This window comes from Priestia sp. 10L35, from assembly GCF_056395685.1.
The window spans coordinates 566,873-590,715 of the sequence record NZ_JBFTKA010000002.1 but is presented as its reverse complement, the minus strand read 5'-3'; the positions used below and the strand labels follow the sequence as shown (position 1 = coordinate 590,715).

The 23,843-nt window shown below is 37.6% G+C and carries 22 protein-coding genes and 1 riboswitch; of the genes, 16 read left to right on the top strand and 6 right to left on the bottom strand.

Annotation, left to right across the window (positions count from 1 at the left end; all coding sequences use genetic code 11):
- Nucleotides 1-53 precede the first annotated feature (53 nt).
- Complete coding sequence (locus AC1DEF_RS08955) at nucleotides 54-938, top strand: DMT family transporter (protein WP_097823503.1); 885 nt, start codon at nucleotides 54-56, stop codon at nucleotides 936-938.
- Between the two features lie 36 nt (nucleotides 939-974).
- Here the strand turns inward: AC1DEF_RS08955 and AC1DEF_RS08950 are convergent, their stop codons facing one another.
- Nucleotides 975-2,594 carry an ABC-F family ATP-binding cassette domain-containing protein gene (locus AC1DEF_RS08950; RefSeq protein ID WP_013083037.1) on the bottom strand — a complete coding sequence of 540 codons (1,620 nt, stop codon included), beginning with the start codon at nucleotides 2,592-2,594 and terminating at the stop codon, nucleotides 975-977.
- A gap of 506 nt (nucleotides 2,595-3,100) precedes the next feature.
- Here AC1DEF_RS08950 and AC1DEF_RS08945 point away from each other — a divergent pair.
- The 3 genes from AC1DEF_RS08945 to AC1DEF_RS08935 are packed head-to-tail and all read left to right on the top strand — an operon-like array spanning nucleotide 3,101 to nucleotide 7,007.
- Entirely contained in the window at nucleotides 3,101-4,678 is a 1,578-nt protein-coding gene (locus tag AC1DEF_RS08945) for a spore germination protein (protein ID WP_097823502.1), read from the top strand.
- 6 nt (nucleotides 4,679-4,684) lie between these two features.
- Nucleotides 4,685-5,812: a spore germination protein gene (locus tag AC1DEF_RS08940; RefSeq protein ID WP_097823501.1), complete on the top strand. Its 1,128-nt coding sequence runs from the start codon at nucleotides 4,685-4,687 to the stop codon at nucleotides 5,810-5,812.
- Nucleotides 5,796-7,007 (top strand): Ger(x)C family spore germination protein, encoded by a 1,212-nt coding sequence (locus tag AC1DEF_RS08935; RefSeq protein ID WP_097823500.1) that lies wholly within the window; start codon nucleotides 5,796-5,798, stop codon nucleotides 7,005-7,007. The genes AC1DEF_RS08940 and AC1DEF_RS08935 overlap by 17 nt, the downstream gene beginning before the upstream one ends.
- A gap of 160 nt (nucleotides 7,008-7,167) precedes the next feature.
- Here AC1DEF_RS08935 and AC1DEF_RS08930 read toward each other — a convergent pair whose 3' ends face one another.
- Nucleotides 7,168-7,608: a YtoQ family protein gene (locus AC1DEF_RS08930; protein WP_097823499.1), complete on the bottom strand. Its 441-nt coding sequence runs from the start codon at nucleotides 7,606-7,608 to the stop codon at nucleotides 7,168-7,170.
- Between the two features lie 170 nt (nucleotides 7,609-7,778).
- Between AC1DEF_RS08930 and AC1DEF_RS08925 the strand changes: the two genes are divergently transcribed.
- The 3 genes from AC1DEF_RS08925 to AC1DEF_RS08915 all read left to right on the top strand — a co-directional run bounded on the left by AC1DEF_RS08925 (nucleotide 7,779) and on the right by AC1DEF_RS08915 (nucleotide 11,054).
- Nucleotides 7,779-8,690, top strand: a complete 912-nt coding sequence (locus AC1DEF_RS08925) for an ABC transporter ATP-binding protein (RefSeq protein ID WP_162214184.1) — start codon at nucleotides 7,779-7,781, stop codon at nucleotides 8,688-8,690.
- Entirely contained in the window at nucleotides 8,683-9,450 is a 768-nt protein-coding gene (locus tag AC1DEF_RS08920) for an ABC transporter permease (protein WP_043982328.1), read from the top strand. The genes AC1DEF_RS08925 and AC1DEF_RS08920 overlap by 8 nt, the downstream gene beginning before the upstream one ends.
- A gap of 101 nt (nucleotides 9,451-9,551) precedes the next feature.
- Nucleotides 9,552-9,658, top strand: a riboswitch (SAM riboswitch).
- A gap of 85 nt (nucleotides 9,659-9,743) precedes the next feature.
- A complete protein-coding gene (locus AC1DEF_RS08915; protein WP_097823497.1) occupies nucleotides 9,744-11,054 on the top strand; it encodes a Na+/H+ antiporter NhaC family protein in 1,311 nt (436 codons plus the stop codon).
- 39 nt (nucleotides 11,055-11,093) lie between these two features.
- Here the strand turns inward: AC1DEF_RS08915 and AC1DEF_RS08910 are convergent, their stop codons facing one another.
- Entirely contained in the window at nucleotides 11,094-11,222 is a 129-nt protein-coding gene (locus tag AC1DEF_RS08910) for a hypothetical protein (RefSeq protein WP_013083044.1), read from the bottom strand.
- A 124-nt stretch (nucleotides 11,223-11,346) separates the two neighbouring features.
- On the opposite strand from AC1DEF_RS08910, the gene AC1DEF_RS08905 reads away from it, so the two are divergent.
- The 9 genes from AC1DEF_RS08905 to AC1DEF_RS08865 all read left to right on the top strand — a co-directional run bounded on the left by AC1DEF_RS08905 (nucleotide 11,347) and on the right by AC1DEF_RS08865 (nucleotide 20,852).
- Entirely contained in the window at nucleotides 11,347-12,306 is a 960-nt protein-coding gene (locus AC1DEF_RS08905; RefSeq protein WP_097823496.1) for a LacI family DNA-binding transcriptional regulator, read from the top strand.
- A gap of 85 nt (nucleotides 12,307-12,391) precedes the next feature.
- Nucleotides 12,392-12,640 (top strand): transcriptional regulator SplA domain-containing protein, encoded by a 249-nt coding sequence (locus tag AC1DEF_RS08900; protein WP_016764006.1) that lies wholly within the window; start codon nucleotides 12,392-12,394, stop codon nucleotides 12,638-12,640.
- A gap of 110 nt (nucleotides 12,641-12,750) precedes the next feature.
- Nucleotides 12,751-13,779 carry a spore photoproduct lyase gene (gene splB / locus AC1DEF_RS08895; RefSeq protein WP_025752275.1) on the top strand — a complete coding sequence of 343 codons (1,029 nt, stop codon included), beginning with the start codon at nucleotides 12,751-12,753 and terminating at the stop codon, nucleotides 13,777-13,779.
- A 153-nt stretch (nucleotides 13,780-13,932) separates the two neighbouring features.
- Nucleotides 13,933-14,376, top strand: a complete 444-nt coding sequence (locus AC1DEF_RS08890) for a hypothetical protein (protein WP_029321599.1) — start codon at nucleotides 13,933-13,935, stop codon at nucleotides 14,374-14,376.
- Nucleotides 14,377-14,480: 104 nt separating this feature from the next.
- Nucleotides 14,481-14,717 (top strand): hypothetical protein, encoded by a 237-nt coding sequence (locus tag AC1DEF_RS08885; protein WP_013056931.1) that lies wholly within the window; start codon nucleotides 14,481-14,483, stop codon nucleotides 14,715-14,717.
- Nucleotides 14,718-14,890: 173 nt separating this feature from the next.
- Complete coding sequence (locus AC1DEF_RS08880; protein ID WP_097823495.1) at nucleotides 14,891-16,546, top strand: DUF2339 domain-containing protein; 1,656 nt, start codon at nucleotides 14,891-14,893, stop codon at nucleotides 16,544-16,546.
- A 127-nt stretch (nucleotides 16,547-16,673) separates the two neighbouring features.
- Complete coding sequence (locus AC1DEF_RS08875) at nucleotides 16,674-18,755, top strand: DNA topoisomerase III (RefSeq protein ID WP_043982332.1); 2,082 nt, start codon at nucleotides 16,674-16,676, stop codon at nucleotides 18,753-18,755.
- Between the two features lie 83 nt (nucleotides 18,756-18,838).
- Nucleotides 18,839-19,093 (top strand): YrvL family regulatory protein, encoded by a 255-nt coding sequence (locus AC1DEF_RS08870; protein ID WP_255255711.1) that lies wholly within the window; start codon nucleotides 18,839-18,841, stop codon nucleotides 19,091-19,093.
- A 424-nt stretch (nucleotides 19,094-19,517) separates the two neighbouring features.
- Complete coding sequence (locus tag AC1DEF_RS08865; protein WP_097823494.1) at nucleotides 19,518-20,852, top strand: FAD-dependent oxidoreductase; 1,335 nt, start codon at nucleotides 19,518-19,520, stop codon at nucleotides 20,850-20,852.
- Nucleotides 20,853-20,877: 25 nt separating this feature from the next.
- Here the strand turns inward: AC1DEF_RS08865 and AC1DEF_RS08860 are convergent, their stop codons facing one another.
- The 3 genes from AC1DEF_RS08860 to AC1DEF_RS08850 all read right to left on the bottom strand — a co-directional run bounded on the left by AC1DEF_RS08860 (nucleotide 20,878) and on the right by AC1DEF_RS08850 (nucleotide 23,473).
- Nucleotides 20,878-21,999, bottom strand: coding sequence for a GerAB/ArcD/ProY family transporter (locus AC1DEF_RS08860; RefSeq protein WP_097823493.1), 1,122 nt, complete (start codon nucleotides 21,997-21,999; stop codon nucleotides 20,878-20,880).
- A 25-nt stretch (nucleotides 22,000-22,024) separates the two neighbouring features.
- The gene (locus AC1DEF_RS08855) at nucleotides 22,025-22,258 is read right to left on the bottom strand and encodes a hypothetical protein (RefSeq protein WP_097823492.1); all 234 of its coding nucleotides are present in this window, start codon (nucleotides 22,256-22,258) and stop codon (nucleotides 22,025-22,027) included.
- Nucleotides 22,259-22,354: 96 nt separating this feature from the next.
- Complete coding sequence (locus tag AC1DEF_RS08850) at nucleotides 22,355-23,473, bottom strand: GerAB/ArcD/ProY family transporter (protein ID WP_255255710.1); 1,119 nt, start codon at nucleotides 23,471-23,473, stop codon at nucleotides 22,355-22,357.
- Between the last annotated feature and the right edge of the window lie 370 nt (nucleotides 23,474-23,843).

The following is a 23,843-nucleotide window of genomic DNA, read 5'->3' as shown; positions in this document are numbered from 1 at the left end:
CGGAAAAACTTTTTTCTTTCTTTTAGCTATGATAAAAGAAAGGAGATGGAAATATGAATACTTCATTATCAAAAATACTTATTTTATGTGCAGCTGTACTATGGGGAACAACAGGGACTGCCCAAGCTTTAGCATCTGCTGAAGCACATTCCGTGGCAATTGGAGCGGTGCGTTTAGCTGTAGGGGGACTGTCGCTTCTTGCAGCTTGTCTTATTCAAAAAAAGAAAGTGGACGTAAGAAACCTTCCTATTCTGCCTCTTGCGGTTGCTGCAGCAAGTATGGCCGCTTATCAGCCGCTGTTTTTTTCAGCCGTTATCAAAACGGGTGTTGCAGTAGGAACAATGGTGGCAATTGGGAGTGCGCCGCTTTTGTCAGGAGTGTTAGATTACATAGTGTACCGCAAGAAACCTACAAAAAAGTGGTTGCTTGCTACGTTTACGGGTATTATAGGGTGCTGCAGCTTGTTGTTAAAAAAAGATAGTCAAATCGACGTGATAGGTTTAGGTATGGCGATAGGAGCAGGGGCGTCTTTTGCTTGCTATACGACTGTTAATAAAAAAATTGTTCAGCATGTTGATCCGCAGGTAGGCGCTTCTCTTGTGTTCACAACAGCTGCTGTTCTACTAATCCCATGCTGGTTTATATATGATATGAGCTGGCTAGTTTCTCTAAATGGAATGGGCATTGCTCTTCACTTAGGAATACTTACGACGGCTCTTGCTTATGTATTATTTTCTACAGCGCTTAAGTCGGTGCATGCGTCTACCGCCGTGACGTTATCATTAGCAGAGCCCGTTACCGCTTTTTTATTGGGCGTCTTTTTCTTAGGAGAATCTCTAACTTTGGTGAACATATGTGGAGCAGCACTAGTATTTGCTAGCTTAGCGTTTTTAACGTATTCTCCGAAATCATCGCTAAATCAAGAGGTGCGTATATAAAAAAAACCCCTTTCTCTAGAGAAAGGGGATTTCTTATTAAGCGTACATGCTAGCTACTTGTTTTTGCAGGTTGCTGTCTTCTAAATACTCATCGTACGTCATTTGCTTGTCAATTACTCCGTTTGGCGTAATTTCAATTACACGATTTGCAATCGTTTCAACGAACTGATGGTCATGAGATGTGAAAATCATTGAACCTTTGTAGCTGATAAGTCCATTGTTTAGTGCTGTGATTGATTCTAAGTCAAGGTGATTCGTAGGGTCGTCTAGTAAAAGAACGTTTGAACCGCTTAGCATCATTTTAGAAAGCATACAGCGAACTTTTTCTCCTCCGGAAAGAACGTTGGCTTTTTTCAACACTTCTTCACCAGAGAATAGCATTCTGCCTAAGAAACCGCGTAAGAAGCTTTCGCTTTGGTCATTAGGTGAATACTGACGCAGCCAGTCTACTAAATTTAAATCTCCGTTTTCAAAGTACTCGGAGTTGTCTTTTGGGAAAAAGGCTTGAGACGTTGTCACACCCCATTTGTACGTACCGCTGTCTGCTTCCATTTCACCCATTAAAATCTTCATTAATGTTGAATTTGCAAGTTCGTTGCGGCCTACAAGAGCGATTTTGTCATCTTTATTCATAATAAAGCTTACGTTATCAAGCACTTTTACGCCGTCAATTGTTTTTGTTAGACCTTCAACGCGAAGTACGTCATTTCCAATCTCACGTTCCGGCGTGAAGTTCACGTACGGATAGCGACGAGAAGAAGGGCGGATGTCATCTAATGAAATTTTATCAAGCAATTTTTTACGAGACGTTGCTTGTTTTGATTTCGATGCATTTGCGCTAAAGCGAGCGATAAAGGCTTGAAGCTCTTTAATTTTTTCTTCTTTTTTCTTGTTCGCATCTGACGCCATTTTTTGCGCTAATTGACTTGATTCATACCAGAAATCATAGTTACCAACGTAGACTTGGATTTTACTGAAGTCAAGGTCAGCAATGTGCGTACATACTTTGTTTAAGAAGTGACGGTCATGAGATACAACAATGACTGTGTTTTCAAAGTTAATTAAGAACTCTTCTAACCATTGAATTGCTTGAATATCCAAGTTATTCGTAGGCTCATCTAAAAGTAATACATCAGGTTTTCCGAATAAAGCTTGTGCAAGAAGCACTTTTACTTTTTCACTACCCGTTAGTTCAGCCATTTTTTTTGCGTGAAGATCTTCAGAAATACCTAATCCCTTTAAAAGAATAGCTGCTTCTGATTCTGCTTCCCAACCGTTTAATTCAGCAAATTCACCTTCAAGCTCAGCTGCTTTCATTCCGTCTTCATCTGTGAAGTCTGCTTTCATATAAATAGCATCTTTTTCTTGCATTACTTCATAAAGGCGAGCGTGCCCCATAATAACGGTTTTCATAACTTCTTGATCTTCATATTCGAAGTGGTTCTGTTTTAAGACAGCAAGGCGTTCGCCAGGGCCCATATGTACATCACCAGTTTGAGATTCAATTTCACCAGATAAAATTTTTAAAAACGTTGATTTTCCAGCACCGTTTGCGCCGATTAATCCATAACAGTTACCAGGCGTGAATTTAATATTCACATCTTCAAATAACTTTCGGTCGCCAAATCGTAAACTTACATTACTAACTGTAATCATGTATGAGCAGTCCTCCAAATTCAATATCTATAAAATTATACCATTCTTTTGAGATAAGAGCGATATGAATACAATATTTCAAACATAAAGTGTAACCGACACTTTAAGCACTCGTCAACCATTTAAGGGATTTTTTGAGCGGTAAAACTTTAATTATTCTAGCATTCACCAAAACATTGAGCGGCAAACCAGTATGTCTAAGCCTTCAGTAGTAAGCTCTTTTTCATTTTTAAGATGGATATTGTATTCCTTTGTATAAGAAACAAAAAGAAGAATAATACTACCTGGTAAATAAAAGAATTTCTACGAAGTAAACACTGATATTTTACAGATGCTTATTTCTAGAATTGCTTTGTTATAGACATAAATAGGGTGATGATCATGTGGAAATTAATTGTTTCCTATCTTCCAGAAGGGCCAGTTTTTATACAAGCAGTTCTGGTTTTTTTCATCCCGTATATAATCTACAAATTATTAAGCGGGATTCGTAATTCAGAGGAAGAGTGATGAAAGTGAAAAAATGGAGATCAACAATAAAAAAAATAGGAAACCATGCGAATGAAAAGGAAAACAAACAAGAATTTACACCTCAAAATTCACCTAATCATGTTACTGAGCATTTAGCTTTAACTCTAGAAGCAGTTAAAAAAGAAATTGGTCATAATTCCGACGTTCATTTTCGGGAGTTTATTATAGGACGCACCGGTATTCAGGCAGCTATTATTTTTGTAGAGGGGCTATCAGATAAAGATCTTATTGAAAAACATATTTTATCATCATTGATGGCTAATTTTTCAAAAGAATACCAACAGGATCAGCTTTACGTAAAGGAAAACCTTTCAAAACAGTTTATTAAAAGCCAAGTATTATCAATCGGTGATGTAGAAGAGGTTCATTCCATTAAAGAAGTAACATCAAAAGTCTTAACAGGATCTACGGCTCTTTTAATTGACGGGTTATCATCTTCCTTAATTCTTGGTACAAGCAAAGTAAAAACAAGGACGATTGAAGAGCCCGTATCAGAAGCATTAGTGAGAGGGCCAAGAGTAGGCTTCACTGAATCTTTAAGTGATAATACTTCTTTATTAAGAGGAAGCGGAGACATTGAAAATTTGTCGCTAGTGAAATTTCAAGTAGGAAAGCGTTCCAAAAAAGACTTAGTTGTTGCTTACATAAAGGAGATTGTTGATCCAGAACTAGTTGAAGAAGTAGAAAAACGAATTAAAAAAATTGATCTTGATAATGTACCGGAGTCAGGATATGTTGAACAACTCATTGAAGATAATTACCTTAGTCTATTTCCTCAGGTGCAGAATACGGAGCGTCCTGATCGTGTAATTGCTGCTTTGATGGAAGGGAGAGTAGCCATTTTATTAGACGGGACGCCTTTTGCTTTGATTGCTCCCGTTACGTTTAGCATGATGTTACAGTCGCCGGAAGATTATTACGAAAGGTGGATTCCCGGTACATTTATTCGTTTTCTTCGTTATATCGCAGTAGTTCTTTCGCTTTTTACACCGGCTTTGTATATTGCTTTTATTTCGTTTCACCCAGGGATGATTCCGACTAAGCTTGCTATTTCCATTATAGGAACAAAGTCTGGAGTACCATTTCCAGCCCTTATAGAAGCCTTATTTATGGAAATAGCTATCGAAATCTTGAGAGAAGCTGGACTCAGGTTACCAAAACCAATTGGTCCAGCAATGGGAATTGTCGGTGGATTAATTATTGGAGAAGCTGCTGTGCAGGCAGGGATTGTTAGCCCTATTTTAGTGATTATTGTGGCGTTAACTGCGATTTCATCATTTGCTATTCCGCAATATAGCGTCGGGATTTCACTGCGTATTCTTCGCTTCATAGCTATGCTATGTGCTGCCATACTTGGATTATATGGAGTCGTTTTATTTTTCCTTTTTATGACCAGTCATTTGGTGAAACTAAAAAGTTTTGGCGTATCTTACATGAGTCCAGCGGTACCCTATCGTTTAAGTGAATGGAAAGACTTGATGGTCCGTATGCCTCTTATGATGATGAAAAGACGTCCAAAGATGATGCATACCAAAGATTCTCTACGAAAAGGATAGCAGCTTATGATAAAAGGAAGTGAATCAGTGGTAATGATAAATTCAAACGATCGTATTACGACGCCCCAAACAGCTATTATTGTCATCAATTTCATACTTGGAACCGGTATTCTGACGTTGCCTCGAACAGCTGCGGAACAAGTGAAAACACCAGATGTGTGGCTAACTGTTATTCTAGGAGGAATAGTCACCATGATAGCAGCGATAATCATGGTGAAATTAAGCCGGAAATTCCCTGGAAAGACGTTTTATCAATACAGTAAAGAAATTACAGGGAAATGGTTAAGTAAGTTAATTAGCTTACTTATGATAGGTTATTTTTTACTGCTTGGTGGTTTTCACGCCCGTTCATTGGCAGAAGTAACCGGATATCTCTTGCTGGAAGGAACGCCGACGTGGGCTATTATTATGCCATTTATGTGGATAAGCCTCTATTTAATTAGAGGGGGCATTAATCCGATCGCTCGACTGTTTGAAATTATATTCCCTATTACCGTTATTCTTTTTTTACTGGTAGCTTTTATGAGTATAAAAATATTTGAAATAGATAATCTGCGCCCCGTACTTGGATCAGGAGTCCTTCCTGTACTAAAAGGTGTAAAAACAACTGCTCTTGCATTCACGGGTCCTGAAATCATGTTAATCATTTTAGCTTTTATGAAAGAACCACACAAAGCAGGAAAAGCTGTGCTAGTTGGAATTACCATTCCTATATTTATTTATGTGATTACTGTTGTAATGGTTATCGGAGCGTTATCGATTGATGGAGTAGTAATAAGAACATGGCCCACGCTTGATTTAATAAGGAGTTTTGAGCTGACAGGCTTGATTTTTGAACGATTTGATTCCTTACTGCTAGTTGTATGGATCATGCAGATGTTTGCTTCTTTTACTATTAACCATTATGCCGCTTCATTAGGACTGTCTCAGCTTTTCCAAAAAAACATTCATCCATTTATGTATGGTTTGCTTCCGGTTATATATCTTATTTCCATGATTCCTAAAAATATTAATGATGTATTTAAATTGGGAGATGTGATTGGCAATATCGCCTTAGTTTTATTTGGCTTTTTGCCGCTGCTTCTTCTCATTATTTCAAAAGTAAAGGGAGTAAAATATGAAACAAACCTTTAACCATTTCCAGTTCCTATTGGTTTTGTTTTCTGTTTTTTTGCTCTTTCCTCTGGCAGGCTGCTGGAGCAGTCATGAAATTGAAGAGCAAAGTTTTGGAGTGGGTGTGGCCTATGATAAAGGTAAGGAGTCCATAGCTGAAAAAGAATTTGATGAACAAGGAGAAGGGTATACTAAAAAGAACCTGATTACGTCAACTTATCAACTTATCACTCCTCAAGTCGCAAGTTCAACCACTAAACAAGGAGGACCGCAGCAGAAATCTTACGTAAATATTTCGGAAACAGGAGATTCTCCTTTTCAAATGCTTCGTGAATTATCTTTAAGAAGTGACACTCCTTTAACTAGTCCTCATATGAAAGTAATGGTTATCAGTGAGGCCCTTGCACGAGCGTATAGTTTAGAGCAATTAGTGGACCAAACTCTTCGGGACAATGATTTTAGACCTAGTTGCCTTGTGTTTATTAGTAAAGGAAGAGCTAGCGACACGTTAGAATCAAAAACAGCAGGAGAGATCCCGGCTTTTCACCTGTATGGAATGATAGACAATACGTATCGAACAACGCGAATTTTACCGCCCATGCCGCTTATTAAATTAGCAAGCAAGATTCAAACTGGGTCTAGTTTTCTGATGCAAAATGTATTATCAGCAAATGGAGAAATCAAATTTGCGGGTGCTGGTATAATTAAAGGGGAAACAAGCAAAATGATTGGTTTTTTGAATGAAGAAGAACTAGATGGTTTGGCTTGGATCACAGGCAAAGGGAAAGGCGGGCTAGTGAAAAGCTTTGATAAAAAGACTGGTCAGCTGATTGTATATGAAATAGAGTCTATGAAAAGTCATATTCAACCCCATGTTAAAGGAAATGATATCTCTTTTGATGTACACATTGAATCAGTGGGAAGGCTATCTGAAAGTTGGATGACTTCAGGGAGCTCTTTTAATAATCAATTTTTACAGAATGCGCAAAAAACCTCAGAAAAGAAAGTAAAGCACCTGGTAAGAAACGTACTAGAAAAAATGCAAACAAAATATAAAGTTGATGTTGCAGGTTTCGGAAATCAATTGAGAATTAAGCAGCCTAGAACATGGATGAGGGTCAAAGAAAATTGGGATCAAACATTTAGTGAAGTGCCAATTAACTATGATGTGAAGTTAACGATTAAAGATTATGGAGCATCCGCGTCAAAAAAGTAAGCACCCGACTGTAACATTGCTGATCTTTATGTCAAAAATGAAACTCCCACAAGAATAATAATCTCAGAACTTCCCATGAAATACTCATCACATGCTTCGTACGGAGCCTTCAATAAACAACAAATAAGAGCTGCCGATTTTCGACAGCTCTTATTTGTTGTTATTCAAAAATATAAGCTAATGCTTGAAGAGCCTGTTCTGGCGTTTCGACTACAACCTGGGCTTTGTTTGACAGTTCTTTAAGCGGATGGTGCAGTTTTTCAGGGCGAACCAAAATTAGCGGTTTATCTAATGCAATGGCTGTCACCGCATCCATTGCGCTGTTCCACTGCTTGTATTTTTCGCCAAATAAAGCAATAATCACATCAGATTTTTTAAGGAGCACCTGCGTACGTAAATTATTAATTTGAGAAGCAGCTTCATCTTTTAAGACAGCGTTAGGCTGTTTTCCTAAAATTTCTTCTCCAATGTTGTCGGAGCGGTCATGGTCTGTCATGGGACCGACAAAGGTAAGGGGAAGGTTTAATTGTTCTGCTTGGTTTTTAATTTCGTCTCGCCAGTTATCGTGAATTTGCCCGGCAAGGTATACGGTTAAGTTCATTATGTAGAAGTCCTCCTCTAACTAAAGTTTGTTTTATTTTATCAAATGTAAGCGGATAATACGAATGATTTGAATGGGCTACTTTTCCAAAAATAAGGTTATAGTAGACAAATAGTTAAAAAAGAGAAACAATAGAAGGCGTATTGCTAATTAAAGAAAGGATGTACATGATGACAGAAACAGTGCTACAAGTAGATCATGTCAGTAAAGTAATTGGGAAGAAAACCATTTTGCATGATGTATCCTTATCGGTTGAGCGCGGTGAGATTTTCGGATTGCTTGGTCCGAACGGCTCTGGAAAAACAACGTTAATTCGTACCGTCGTAGGACTCATCAAAGAAACAGAGGGAACAATTATCGTCAATGGATTTCCTTTAAAAGAACAGTTTACATCAGCTATGAAATCAATTGGAGCGATTATTGAAAACCCTGAGTTTTATGATTATCTGACGGGCTATCAAAATTTAAAACACTTTGCGAATATGCATGAAGGGATCACATCAGAACGCTTGGATGAAGTGATTGCTTTAGTAAAGCTTGAAAACAGCATTCATGCAAAAGTGAAGACGTATTCTCTTGGGATGAGACAGCGTTTAGGAGTAGCTCAAGCTATTTTACATAAGCCTGCATTGCTTTTACTAGACGAACCAACAAACGGTCTAGACCCAGCGGGAATGAGAGAATTTCGTACATATTTACAAACCCTCTGCAGGGAAGAAGGAATTTCGATCTTAATCGCGAGCCACTTATTAAAAGAAGTAGAAGCACTATGTGACCGCGTTGGCATTATTCAAGACGGTGAGTTAAAAGCCATTCAAGATCTATCTCCAAATCGTCAAGATCAAGGAACGTACGTAGAATTTGAAGTGTCTGATGCGCAAAAAGCAGCGGATCTTTTATCACAAGAATTTGAAGTAACGATGAGATCACATAGTATCGACGTGGCGATTGTAAAAGAACAAATTCCAGCTGTGAATAAAAAATTAGTGGACAGCGATATTTTAGTCTACCGAATCACTCCTGTGTATGAGACGCTTGAAGATTCGTTTATGTCCGTTACGGAAGGAGAGCACCATGCTTAAGCTAATTCAAAATGAACATATGAAATGGTTTCATAAAAGAAGTACAAAAGTCACGTTTATTACAATCGGTATTTTAACTCTTTGTATGGCTCTTTTAATGAAGAAAGTAGCAAACAGTGCAGGAACAGAAGACAACATTTTGAACTTCCTGTCATTTAGTTCAGGTATGCTGATTCTCGTTCAATTTTTCGCGCTTGCTGTTGGAGGGTCAATGGTTGCAAAAGAGTTTGAAGCAGGTACCATTAAGCTTCTTTTAATTCGCCCTGCTAGACGTTCAACGATTTTAGCATCCAAGTACATAACCCTCATTTTAATTAGCTTGTATTATTTACTGAGCTATTTGCTTTTTTCGTTTGTATGGGGAGCATTGTTCTTTGGCTTTACCAGTCTAGAAGGAGATGCGCAGCTGCTTAAAAACATTACGCTTACGTATGACAGCGCGTATATGGAAACGTTTATGATGATGACATTTGCATTCATGCTGTCGTCTTTATTCAGAAACAGCGCGCTTGCTTCCAGTCTGGCTATTGTCGTAAGTATCGGGGCAAAAGCAGTAACAGGACTAGTATCACAGTTTGGTTTATGGTGGGGAAAATTTTTACTGTTCGCCAACACAAACTTTGTGCAGTATATGGACGGAATGAAGACGATGTTTGACGGCATGACGATTCCATTTTCCATTTTCATCTTAGTTGCGCATTTTGTCTTCTTTATGGGCGTGGCATGGGCAGCGTTTTTAAAACGAGACGTAGCTAATTGATGTGAGAATTTTCGCACTATATATTTTTCTAAAATAGCATTTGACAATTAAATAAAAAGAGATTACAGTAGTGAAAGACTATTTTTAAAACAACTATAAACTTCTTATCAAGAGAGACGGAGGGACTGGCCCTATGATGTCTCGGCAACTGGCTGTACGCAGTGCGGTGCCAAATCCAGCAGACGATGTTTCGTTTGGAAGATGAGAAGGGTAATCTTATGATACAAATAAGAGACCTCTTCTTATCAATAAGAAGAGGTCTTTTTTTATTACGTAAACAAGAGGTGTTAAGAATGGAACAACAAAAAGGAAACGGCTGGGCGCTGTTACCGCTGGGCGTCTTTTTAGTCCTGTTTGTCGGATCAGGAATTATAACGGGAGATTTTTATAAGCTGCCTGTATTAGTAGCCATTATCATTGCAGCCATCGTGGCGCTGGCTATGAACCGCAAAGATTCACTTAATGTAAAAGTGGAGCGTTTTGCTAAAGGAGCAGGGCATCCTGATATCATTATTATGGTGCTTATTTTTATTTTAGCAGGTGCTTTTTCTCAAGTTGCTAAAGGCATGGGAGCTGTTGATTCAACGGTAAACTTAGCGCTTTCTGTGCTTCCGCAAAGCTTAGTGGTAGTCGGAATCTTTGTTATTGGCGCATTCATTTCCATTTCGATGGGAACATCAATGGGAACAATCGCTGCGCTAGGGCCTATTGCTGTAGGAATCAGTGAGCAAGCGCATGTATCCATTACATTGGCCATTGCTGCCGTTATTGGTGGTGCAATGTTTGGAGATAATTTATCGATAATTTCTGATACAACCATTGCAGCAGTTCGTACGCAAAAAACAAATATGTCAGATAAATTAAAAGTAAACTTTTTTATTGTCCTTCCTGCAGCGATTGTTACGGTAATTTTATTGCTTGTAATGACGCTAGGCAATACATCATCAGTAGAAATTAAGGATTTTAGCTGGTTTAAAATCTTGCCTTATGTCGGCGTACTCGTTGCTGCCATATTTGGTGCAAACGTATTAAGCATTTTAACCGGAGGAATTGTGCTAGCCGGCGTGATTGGATTAGCTGACGGAAGCTACACGCTTTCTTCTCTTGCTAAAACTGTGACAGAAGGTATTGGCGGAATGTCAGAGTTAATTATTTTATCTCTGCTAATCGGCGGAATGGTTGAGCTTATTCGCTATAATGGCGGTATTCAGTTCTTATTGAATTTATTAACACGACGCATTCAAACAAAAAAAGGCGGAGAATTCAGCATCGCTGGACTGGTAAGTTTAACAAATTTAGCAACGGCTAATAACACGATTTCAATTATTACGGCAGGTCCGTTAGCAAAAGAAATCTCTGATAAGTATTCAATTGATAATCGTAAATCAGCCAGTCTGCTTGACTTGTTTTCATGCAGCGTTCAAGGGCTTATCCCTTACGGCGCACAAATGCTTCTCGCAGCAGGATTTGCTAAAGTTTCACCGATTGAGATTATTCCATTAACATTCTACCCAATGTTAACAGCGGTTTGCGGGATCATTGCAATTGTAATTGGATTTCCTCGTTTAAATAAAAAGTCAAAGTCATCTAAAGAAGCTGCGTAATATCAAACCCTTAAAAAGAATGTTCTTTTTAAGGGTTTTTTACTGTTTAAAAAAATCAGTCGGCTTTTCATCATCTAACTCCTTCCAAAGCGTCTCGTTCTGTTTAAGTGCATAAGCCGCTCCTCCAATTTCAATTCCGCATAATAAAATGAATAATAAAATACCCATGAAATGACCTCCTTACGTAAATGAGTAAAAACACGATGGTAACGGGTTTAGCTTCTTGCTGTTTCACTTTATAATGAGAATAAAGTATGAAACGCGTTTCAGCGCAAGAGAAAAAGGTGAAAACATGACAAATATCCGAGATATCGCAAAAAAAGCTGGTGTATCTGTTTCGACTGTATCCCGGGTGCTAAATCATCATCCGTATGTAAAAGAAGAAAAACGCCGGTTGGTAGAGCAGGTTATTCACGAACTTAATTATGAACAAAACATTAATGCCGTTCACTTATCAAAAGGGAAAACAAATATGATTGCCGTCGTCTTGCCTTTTATTAATCATCCGTATTTTAGTCTGCTTTTAGAAGGAGTGGCATCTCAGGCGTTAGAAAAGCAGTATCAGCTTGTTATTTGTCAGACGAACTATGATGTAAAAAAAGAAGAAGAAGCGCTTCATATGCTAAAAACAAAGCAAGTTGATGGAGTGATTATTTGTTCTAGAGCAAGCAGCTGGAGCACGATTGAATATTATCAGCAGTACGGGCCGATAGCCGTGTGCGAAAACGTACAGAATCGTTCTATTCGCTCCGTATACGTTGATCATTATGCAGCTTTTAAGCAGGCGCTTATGTATTTAAAAGAAAAAGGATATACGGATATTGGCTACTGTATTGGAAGAATGACGGGTACGAATAGTCAACAGCGGCAACAAGCATACAAAGAATATGTAGAAAGAATAAATCAGCCTTATCATCCGGAATGGGTTTTTCAAGGCTGTTTGAACGTGACAGATGGTGAAAAAGTGGTGGAAAAACTAGTGCAGATGAAAAATCGGCCTCAGGCGCTTTTAGTAACAAACGATCAAGTAGCTATCGGAATAAAAGCTCAGTGCGAACAAGCGGGTATTTCAGTTCCTGGTGAATTAGCTATCATTGGTTTTGATAATCATCCGCTTTCTTCTTATTTACAAATAACAACGATCGAACTTCCTCTTAAGGAAATGGGAGAAACGCTTTTTACATTAGTGGGAAGCAAGGTTCCTCAGAAAATTGAGCTCCCTTTTCGGTTTATTGAGCGTAAAAGCGTATGAATTCTTGATGATGCCATGAGGTGTTTTTACCGGATAAAATGAGCAAAAGCGGACATCATACGAGTAAAGAAAGAAGAAAAGGATGATGATCGTGGAGAAAAAAGAATATCAAGTGGGAGATCAAGTATTTGTTATTTACCGAAATCCTCATACGGCAAACGTTGCGAATATTAATCAGGCTGAAATTGTTGAACATCCCGAAAACAAAGGTGAAAAGGCGCTGTTTTTACATGAGTCTTACCATTTGTTAGCTGAAGATGATGCCGTATATTCAACGTATGAAGAAGCTGAAAAAATGTATAATAAGATATTTGATTATGAACAATATGACTAATGCAAGGCTCTCTTAACGGAGAGTCTTTTTTGTTTGAAAAATAATTACCAAGGATAGAGTCTTTTTATTTTTCAAACGCTATTAGTACTAGAAAAAAGGAAGTGTACATGATGATAAAACCTTTTGTACCTCAATTAGTATATATTGAGCCAGGGGCAATGGAGTACCCGCTTGGTGTTCAATTAAAAGAAAAATTTGAGAAGATGGGAATTGAGATTCGTCAAACAACTTCTCATAATCAAGTGCGTAATATACCGGGAAAAAATGATTTGCAAAAATACCGCAATGCCAAGTCGACTTTAGTAGTTGGCGTGCGTAAAACATTGAAATTTGATACATCTAAACCGTCAGCTGAATATGCAATACCATTTGCAACAGGGTGTATGGGGCACTGTCACTATTGCTATTTGCAGACAACAATGGGAAGCAAACCATATATTCGCACGTACGTGAATGTTGAAGAAATATTAGGTCAAGCAGAGCAATATATGCAGGAGAGAGCCCCTCAAATAACGCGATTTGAAGCGGCTTGTACATCTGATATCGTAGGAATTGACCATTTAACACATTCATTAAAGCGGGCGATTGAGTATTTTGGGGAAAGTGAACTAGGTCAACTGCGCTTTGTGACTAAATTTCATCACGTGGATCATTTATTGGATGCTAAACATAATGGTCGCACGCGCTTCCGCTTTAGCATAAATGCAGATTATGTTATAAAAAACTTTGAACCTGGTACATCTCCTCTTGATTACCGGATTGAAGCTGCTAATAAAGTTGCAAAAGCCGGATATCCACTTGGCTTTATTGTGGCGCCTATTTACATTCATGAAGGTTGGCAAGAGGGATACCGTCAGTTGTTTGAAAAGCTGGACGCCTCTATACCTGAGGAGTCCAGAGATGATATTACGTTTGAAATGATTCAGCATCGCTTTACCAAGCCGGCCAAGCGGGTAATCGAGAAAAATTATCCAAAAACAAAGCTTGAGATGAATGAAGAGGAGCGCCGCTACAAGTGGGGGCGTTACGGAATTGGAAAATATGTATACGCAAAAGATGAAGAACAAGAATTAAGAGAAACATTAGAATATTACATTGATCAGTATTTTCCGAATGCAAAAATCGAATACTTTACGTAATTATTCTACAGTAATTGAAAAGTTATTCTGACGCCTTAGTCAAAATAACTTTTCAATTTTTAATGTGAAAAAATAAATTACTTGCTAATAAGTTGAAAAAAAGAGGTTATTTTTATCGCTTGTCGTATTACATACAAAAGGGAGGTGACTGAGATGTTAAAAAATGAAGAGTTTGCGCTAACAAAAGAATTAACAAACGAACAGCAAGAAGCTGCACGGAATTTTATTCAAGTGTTGTTCCAAGAGAATTTATCTGAATTTTGGAACATATTATGTGATATCGACAAGTCTCGGATTTACGGCTTGTATGAAGCAAACCATTATTATGATTCTGATATTGAACTACATGGGTTTGTACAAGAAATAAGAGATAATGTAAGAGCTGTTTATGCGCCTCTTCAAGGGCAAGGGGGTATTTCGACGAAAGTTCGATATACAAGCGAAGGAAAGATGTATGTATACATATTAGGCAGTGGCGAAAACCCTAAGGTATATCCTGTTGGATTAATGCCTGAAACATATATCGAACAAGAACGTTTTTCTCAGCGGCTTCAAATTAGCATTTATAACGACGAGTTTCGAAACGTTGCCCTATAAACCATATATTATATATGGAAAAATAAAGAATAATAAAATTAATTTGTTAAAATAGCAATATTTGGGGTATGTAATAGGTATAACATTAAAAAGGGGTGAAAGAAATGCATTATTATCGTATTTCAGAGGGAGACCATGAAGAGTATTGTGAAACGATTCTGCTTCATGAAAAGAAGTTTTGCAAAGAAACATTTCAATCTATGGTGCGAGAAGCAATGAATAATAAGCCCGGTAAAATTGACCGTGTGGATATTGTTAAATATTTAATTGGTCACCATAGCTTTCAAGTAGCCCACATCGAAGCGGGATTTCATAGTACATACAGCGAGAAAGTGACATAAAAAATGCAGCACATCCTATACAACGAACTTTTCTTTTGAAAAGGGCGCTGTATTTTTTTTTGCTAAAAATAGAATGTTTCTAAGTGATATTCCTTTTAATGGTATAATAGTTAAGTGCTGTAAGATATACATATAAAAACCACAAATACTTTAAAGAGAAAGGGTGAGGAAACATGGAAAAAGAAAGAATAGAAGAACTTGAACGAAAAATAAGCAGTTTAGAAGAAGACGTAGCCAGGCTAAAGTCGCTCGTATATAAAACAAATTCTCCAAAGCCAAAAACAGTTCATCCTCCTCCCAAGCAGCGCGAGGAGACCACTAAACGTCCTGCTCAAATAGCAGCTAAAAGTTCACAGGCAATAGAAGAACCTGTTGATTGGGAAAAAGTCCTTTTTCAAACATGGCTGCCGAGAATTTTTATTTTTGTATTTATTATTGGTGTGCTATGGGGATTTAAAGCAGCTTCTGACTATGGGTTAATGAATGAAAAAGCAAAAGTTGTTCTCGGTTTCGTTGTTTCAATAGGTTTTCCTGTGACAGGTCATTTCCAAATTAAAAAGGGCAGGTTGGTGCTCGGGCAAGTACTTGCAGGAGGAGCTATTCCTATTCTCATGTTAACGACGTTTGCGATGCATAGCCTGTATCATTTAGCGGGACCAACGCTTGCTTTTATACTAAATGCGAGCTGGATTATCCTAGGGATTATCGCGACAGTCTTTTATCGTTCACAGGCATTAGGTATTATTAGCGCAGTTGGAGGCGTACTCGTTCCCTTTCTTATTGAAAGTAATTCGCCTAATGCGCTCGTTTTCATTGGCTATGAAACGTTTCTGTATATTGCCTTTTTATATGTGGCAATCAAACAAAAATATTCAATTTTATATGTTCTTTCCGCGGTACTATTAAATCTTACGCTACTCATTTATTACTCGTTTGTTGGTGATAATGGTGTAAAAGAGTTATTAGGTATGGCGATTCTTATTCAGCATTTATGCTTAATTTCTAGTTTTTTTCTATCACAATCCGTACTCCAAGTATATGCGTTTACCCTTCTATCGAGTTTAGCAGTTACGTACGGATGGCTGCTCGCCGTTTTTGACGATGGCACGACCACAATGGTGCTGCTTGCGCTAGTTATTATTTACGCATTAGGTGTTTACGCAGTAAGAAGTTCTAAAGAGAAATTTGAATTTTTTATTACCTATTTAATTGTTGCAGTAGCGTTTTTTATTCATCAGCTCGTCGATTTAAGAGAAGGAGTCATTTTATATGTGATTCAAGGACTGGCTGTTTACTATATCGCCATGACGTATAAAAATCTACTTCATCAACTATTTTCTTATACGATTTATATACTGAGCGCAACGTATATCTTAGTTACACCAATCGAACAAGTACTGTCTCTTCCGACATTAAATTGGCTTGTTGTGTTAGCTTCTATTCTAGTATTTATATGGATCAGCATTCAAAAAACAGAAAAAGATGAGCACGATACGTTCAAAATTGGAGGAAGTATTGTTTTTTCTATTCTTTCTTTAATTTTTGCTACGGAAGTTGCGGCCGCTGGCACCAATCATCTTTCCGCTAATCCGCAAACGCTTATTATGACGGCCGTTTGGTTAGGGCTGTCCATTGCAGCATTTATAATAGGATCACTTAAAACGTTTAAAACAGCAACGTATATCGGCGTGGGCATTTTGTTCTTAACACTTTTTAAACTCGTTTTATACGATTTACCTTTTATCCCAATGGCTATACGGGCCTTGTTATTTATTGTCTTAGGAGCTATCGGTTTAATTATCTCGCGACTATTTTATAAAAAGAAGTAGCTAGAAGCTGAAGAGAAATTCTTCAGCTTTATTTATTATAATATTATTATGTAAACTTAATCTTGAAGTCGTACAAAAAGTATACAATCATGTATAATGGAACAAGTGAATTGGAGGTATACATAAAATGAAATCACTTGTATTAGCAGAAAAGCCAAGTGTAGCACGTGATCTTGCGCGCGTACTTGGCAGCACCCAAACAAAAAAAGGGTATATTGAAGGACCAAAGTATGTCGTAACATGGGCACTCGGTCATTTAGTTGAATTACAAACACCAGAGGATTATGATAACCAATATAAAACGTGGCGATTAGAAGATCTGCCAATCATGCCTGAGAAAATGAAATTAAAAGTAATTCGTAAAGTGAGTTCTCAGTTTCGCACAGTATCCGATCTAGCAAAAAGAAAGGATATTGGAGAGTTAATTATTGCGACTGATGCAGGGCGTGAAGGAGAACTTGTAGCACGCTGGATTATGGAAAAGGTACGCTGGAACAAGCCGTTTAAACGCCTTTGGATTTCGTCTCAAACGGATAAAGCAATTCGTGACGGGTTTAAACAGTTAAAACCAGGAAAAGAGTTTAATCGCTTGTATGATTCAGCCGTTTGCCGTTCAGAAGCCGATTGGCTTATCGGTTTAAACGTAACGAGAGCGTTAACGACTAAATATGAAGAACCATTGTCGGCAGGAAGGGTACAAACACCGACGCTGGCGATGATAATTGAGCGTGAACAAGTAATTAATACATTCAAACCTAGTGAATATTGGACGCTTACAGCTCAGTTTTCATCTTTTGAAGCGGCTTGGCAAAAGGGCAATGAAAAGCGCATCTTTGATGAAAAACGCGCAAAAGAGCTGCACTCAAAATTATCAGGTGAGGCAGTTGTAAAAACAATTAAGCGCAAAATGCATAAAGAAGCGCAGCCGCTTCCTTATGACTTAAACGAACTGCAGCGAGATGCTAACAAACGCTTTAACTTCTCTGCTAAGAAGACATTGAATGTACTTCAAAAGTTATATGAACAGCATAAGTTAGTCACGTATCCGCGTACAGATTCCCGTTATTTAACAACAGATATGGTTTCTACTATGAAAGAGCGCTTGGAAAGCATCTCTGCTGTATATAAAGAAGAGGTTCGTCCAATTTTAAGAAATGCACAGTTGCCAAAGCGAGTGGTTAATAACGAAAAAGTAAGTGACCACCATGCTATTATCGTAACGGATCAGCCTGTATTTCTACAGGACTTATCAGCTGATGAACGAAAGCTGTATGACTTAATTGCAAAGCGATTTATTTCATTATTTTATCCTGCATATGAGTATGAAGTGGTTAAAGCAGAGCTTGAAGTAAATGGGGAACAGTTAGTAGCAAGCGGAAAGCAAGTTGTGAATGCAGGCTTCAAAAAAGTTTCTGGCGGAGACTCAGAAGCAACGGTGAAGCTGCCTGATATGGAAGAAGGCAGCAAGCTGCTCATTCAAGATGTAACGATGAAGAGTGCATTTACAGAGCCGCCGCAGCGCTATACAGAAGCGGATCTTCTTGGACAAATGGAAAAACATAATTTAGGTACCCCGGCAACACGTGCAGATATTATTGAAAAACTTCTGCAGAATGAATCCATTGATCGCCAAAACAATCGTCTGCACGCAACTAAAAAAGGGAAGCAGCTGATTGACCTAGTAGCAGATGAGTTAAAGTCGCCTGAGCTTACGGCTAAGTGGGAACGTGACTTAGAAGCAATTGCTAAAGGAAAAGGAAATGCAAAAGAGTTCTTAACAAATATTCGCGAACAAACAGAAAAGCTAGTTAAGCAAGTAAAAACGAGTAATCAAACGTACAAACCTCATAATTTAACGGGCTCTAAGTGTCCGGAATGCGGTTCTTTCTTGAAAGAAAAGAAAACAAAGCAAGGAAGAGTGCTCGTTTGTTCAAGCCTGGAGTGCAGCTATAGACGCGCAAAAGACCCTAAACTATCAAATCGACGCTGTCCGCAGTGTCATAAGCGAATGGAAATTCACTCAGGAAAAGCGGGCACGTACTTCCAATGCCGTTCATGTCAAGTAGTGGAAAAAGCTGAGGACAAAAAGAAAAAGATTTCAAAACGAGAAGAACGAAAGCTTCTCAACAAATACAACGATGATGGAGCATTTGGTTCAAGCTTGGGTGATGCTTTAAAACAAGCCCTTCAAGATAAAAAAGATAAATAATGTGGAAAAGTGCGATACCACGGTATCGCACTTTTTTCGTATAATATGGATTAAGTGATGAGTAAGTAAGGTGGAGTGGAATAATGAAAAGAAAAAGCAGGGGAATGGATCGTTTAATCGCGTTCTTTATAGTAGGAGCGATGGTACTAATCATTTTAGCGATACTAATGGGAAGCTACTTTTTTGGTTTTATAGGCTTCCTTAGAGTAATGGGAGTGGAATATGAGTCCTACTGGGCCATATGTTTATTTCTATTTTTAATTTTTGTATTTGGCTCTATCACAGAGCTTTTTTTCAAAGGCACTCATTTTTTAAATGAAGAATGCCAGACTGAATAGAGTACTATGTGTAACATCCGCAGCTTTTGTGGATATATTTTTTACTTTTCTATCAGTTTATATAGCAGACTCGCTTGTGAGCGGCATCACTGTATCTATTTTAGCGGTGACTCTTTTATCCGTCTTATTTTTTTGATGGAGAGTACATAGGGTAGTGAGTTTCTACGTGAAAAAACAAGCTGATGAAGTTTTTCATCAGCAGCGCATCAGCAAGAAAAGCGCATCATATCAAGCTTCAACGCTATTTAAAGAACCCTGTAACATATTTTTTGAAAAAAGTATGTGATTTTTTTCACATATCTCTTGAAAAAGGACAAACATGTTTGTATAATAAGAATTGTAAAAGAAATGTGAAACATTTCACAATATATGTGAAAAACTTCACAATATCATATTTTCTATAATCCTAAGGGGGATATCATCTATGAAAATTGCAGTAGTAGGGTGTACACATGCAGGAACGGCAGCAGTAAAAAATATGGCAGAACTTTATCCAGAAGCTAAAATTACAGTTTATGAGCGAAATGATAATGTTTCATTTTTGTCTTGTGGAATTGCGCTCTATGTAGGCGGGGTCGTAAAAGATGCAAATGGCTTATTTTACTCTTCACCGTCTGAATTGCAAGAGATGGGTGTAAATATGAAAATGAAGCATGAAGTTACGAATATTGATACAGATGGTAAAAAAATAGCTGTACGAAATTTAGAAACCAACGAAGAATTTGAAGATACATTTGATAAACTAGTGATGACAACTGGCTCATGGCCGATTATTCCAAACCTTGAAGGCATCGATTTAAATAATGTTGTGCTTTGTAAAAACTATCAGCATGCTAATCACATTATTGAAAAAGCGAAGCAAGCGAAGAAAATAGCCGTAATTGGTGCGGGCTATATTGGCGCAGAATTAGTAGAAGCATTCGAAGTGTATGGAAAAGAAGTGACGTTTATTGATAGTGCTGATCGTATTTTAAATAAATATCTTGATCCAGAATTTACGAATTTAATGGAAACTGAGTTTGAAAATCGAGGAGTTAAATTAGCATTAAACCAAGCGGTTACTAAATTTGTAGGCAGTGAGGGATCTGTTGAAAAAGTAGTGACAACTGATGGCGAATACGAAGCGGATCTTGTTATTCTGTGTGTTGGCTTCCGTCCAAATACAGACTTAGTAAAAGGACAAGTAGATATGCTTCCAAACGGGGCAATTGTGGTTGATGAATATATGCAAACAAGCAAAAAAGATATATTTGCTGCCGGAGATAGCTGTGCCATTTACTACAATCCGATTAAGAAACATGCCTATATTCCGCTTGCTACCAATGCGGTTAGAATGGGAACATTAGTAGCTCAAAACCTTGTTAAGCCAACGATTAAGTATATGGGAACACAAGGAACGTCAGGTCTGCATATTTATGATTACAATGTTGCATCTACCGGCATAACAGAAACAGCAGCTTCTCTTTTTGATATGAATGTGAAAAGTATCACAATATCAGAGAATAACCGACCTGAATTCATGCCAACGTACGAAAATATTACGTTAAAAGTAGTATATGAAGAAGAAAAAAGACGAATTGTAGGTGCACAGGTTATTTCTAAAATTGATGCTACTCAAGCAATCAATACATTGTCTGTATGTGTACAGCAGGAAATGACGATCGATGAGCTTGGCTTTATGGACTTTTTCTTTCAGCCGCATTTTAATAAGCCTTGGCATTTCTTAAACCAAGCAGGACTTCAAGCGCTTCAAGCATAAAAAAGCAGGTGACTACCTGCTTTTTTTATGTGGATTTTATTATCTTTTTTATTTTAGCAGGTCTAAAGCGGATCCAGCCTATAGTAAGGAGAATAAAAGGATAAAAAGCTCCTACGAAAAAACTATAGGGAATCCACGTTTCGGCTAACCATGTTTTTTGATAGATAATAGTTGGATAAACGATAATAGAAAAAGTTGTAACGATTAACCCCATCGGTAACGTTAGAAATCGAGTTTCGTTAACGTTAAAAATGTGGCAAAGCCCAGCGATAGAAGCATGAAAATAAAGAGAAACTTTAAAGAAAAGAGTAAGAAACCATATAATAGCAATAATTACTTCAATTCCTTGCAAAAAATTCCCCAGTTCAATTCGCTTAGCCATTTCGTATACAGGAAACATGGTAGTTGAAGAATGATAAGAGCCAATAACCATTATACAAAAGAGAATAATCGCTACCATAATAAATCCACCTAACAGACTTCCGCTCATTAAAGCTTTAGCACCTTTTTCAGGTTTTCTTAAATGAAGAGGAAATACCATCATTAAAGGAGCAAAAGTAAAATAAGTGATGCTAAGAAAGATGAAAACCGAATGAGTCAGCGGCTTTAAGTGAATATCTAATAAAGGCGTAAGGTTTTCGACTTTCATTTGAGGAGTCAGTGAGAAGATGAAAATTCCGAGAAGGCCAATAAGCCAAGGGAAAAATATTTCACAGCAGCGTGCGATGGTTTCTAGTCCAAGTCTTGCTCCAAACACAACCACAAGCATAAAAATAATGTGAATAGCAATCAGCGGAGTTTCCATCATAATATGTGTATTTAAAAAACTCCCCACGTAGTATACAATACGGCTGCATGTTATGACAGTAGACGTGACAAATAAACAAGATACACCTTTTCCTAGATATTTTCCAAACACTGCTTCATTGATTTCTATCAGATTTTTATCTTTAAATAAAAGTCCGAGAGCTATATATACTTTCACTAATACAAATCCGCATACTACTCCAAGGATAGCTGGAATCCAAGCGGTTTGTTTGGAATCTACAGTCATAGCTGCTGGAGCAATAACAATTGTGCTTCCAATTGTATAAAGCATAACGAGCATGCGAAATTGAATCGTTGAAATTTTAACTACAGGTTTCACGGTATTCACTTCCTCGTCTTACGTATTAAGATAATAAATGAAGTAAAAATATGCTGATTGGCCTGAAGATAGCCGCTGATAAATCAGAAGGATTTGGAACATATAAACCCAGTGCTTTACAGATGCTTACGGACATTCCAATTGCAAGAACTGTATAGAATAGCCACAGTTCTTTCTTTGCTTTTTTTTGCCGTAGTTCAGGTACTTCAAACCAAATGACGAGCGTGCAAACAATAAGTAACCCCAATACCCCTAGCATACACTAGCTCCTATACATGAATAATTAGTGTTATATTTTACTGGAAAATAATCACTTATACTGAAGGTGCATTCTTTATTAAAGGTTTGTGAGTTTCTATCCATTGCTAGAACGCCACTTTTTATTTTGAATAAACCCTGCAATTAAAAGGAAAAGTGGATATAAGATGCCTACAAGTAAGCTGTAGGGAATCCACGTTTTTGTATCCCAATCTTTTTGATAAGAAACGCTTGGATACACAATAACGGAAAGTGTAATCATGATGAGTGCGACTGGAAAAGAAAATAGCTTGTAGTCCTTTATGTGAAATACATTGGCAAACCCCAAAAGAGTAGCGTAAAAATAAATGCAAAGCTTAAAAAAGAGAGTAATAAACCACAAAATAGCAATGACTACTTCAATTCCTTGAAGAAAGTTTCCTACATCAATTCTTCTTCCTAATTCATAGCTTGGAAACATGGTGATTTGGCAGTAATAAGGACCAAGTACTAAAATTCCGAGTAAGATTAACGTAACCATCACTAGTCCACCGGCTATATTACCTATATAAAAGGATTGAGTTGCCTTTTTCGTGTCTGGTGTATGAGAAGGAAAAATCATAAGCAGAATGGTATAAGTCAAAGAACTCATGCTTAAAAACGTTAAAACAGCCCGAATAAAAGCTTTTGGATGGATTTCGAACACCGGCTGAATATGCTCTATTTTAATTTGAGGGATCATAGACAAAATAAGAAGTCCGAATAATCCGACAAACCACGGAAATAAAATCTCGGCACTTCGTGCAATAACTTCTATTCCTAGGCGTACTCCTACGATGACCACACCCATAAATGCGATGTGGATGGCTGTAAGCGGCGTGTAGGGAAGAATTTGTGTAGTGAGAAAATTTCCTACATAGTAAAGAACTTGACTGCTGATAAATAAATTGGATAACACAAAAACAGCAGAAACAATCTTTCCAAATAGTTTGCCTAAAATTTTTTCGTTCATTTCCATCAGCGTAAGCGTTGGAAACATTTTTCCTAGTGAGGTAAAAAGCAAAACTAAGCCAATTCCTAATGCAACACCGAAGAGTGCGGGAATCCAGGCATCTTGATGAGCATCAGCTGTAATAGCGGCAGGTACCACAATAATTGTGCTTCCGATGCTATACAAAGTTACTAATTTGCGAAACTGCGCAGCTGAAATATTGATTTCATTAAGCAAAATGAGCACATCCTTTTGCCATATACACTAATTAAGTGATCCAACGGAATAATAAGTGACTTAAAGGTTGAAACATTACTTTTACCCAATCAGAAGGGTTCGGTAGAGGCAGCCGAAAGATTTTTGCAAGAGTGATTATGATACTGATTGTCATGAACACAATAAAAATGTTTCGTTCCTTTTTATGAGAGTGTTGAGGTAATCTTTTTATTTCCATCCATATAATCCCTGCACGAATGATCAAAAAGGAAAGAAACAAGTGCATGCAGTCAACCCCAATACATTTTTTCGTTCAGATAAGCTATTCGTATGATGTCCGCTAAAGAAAGTGATTATACATTTTTGTAAGATATAGAAAGTATTTCAGGAAATAGAAGAT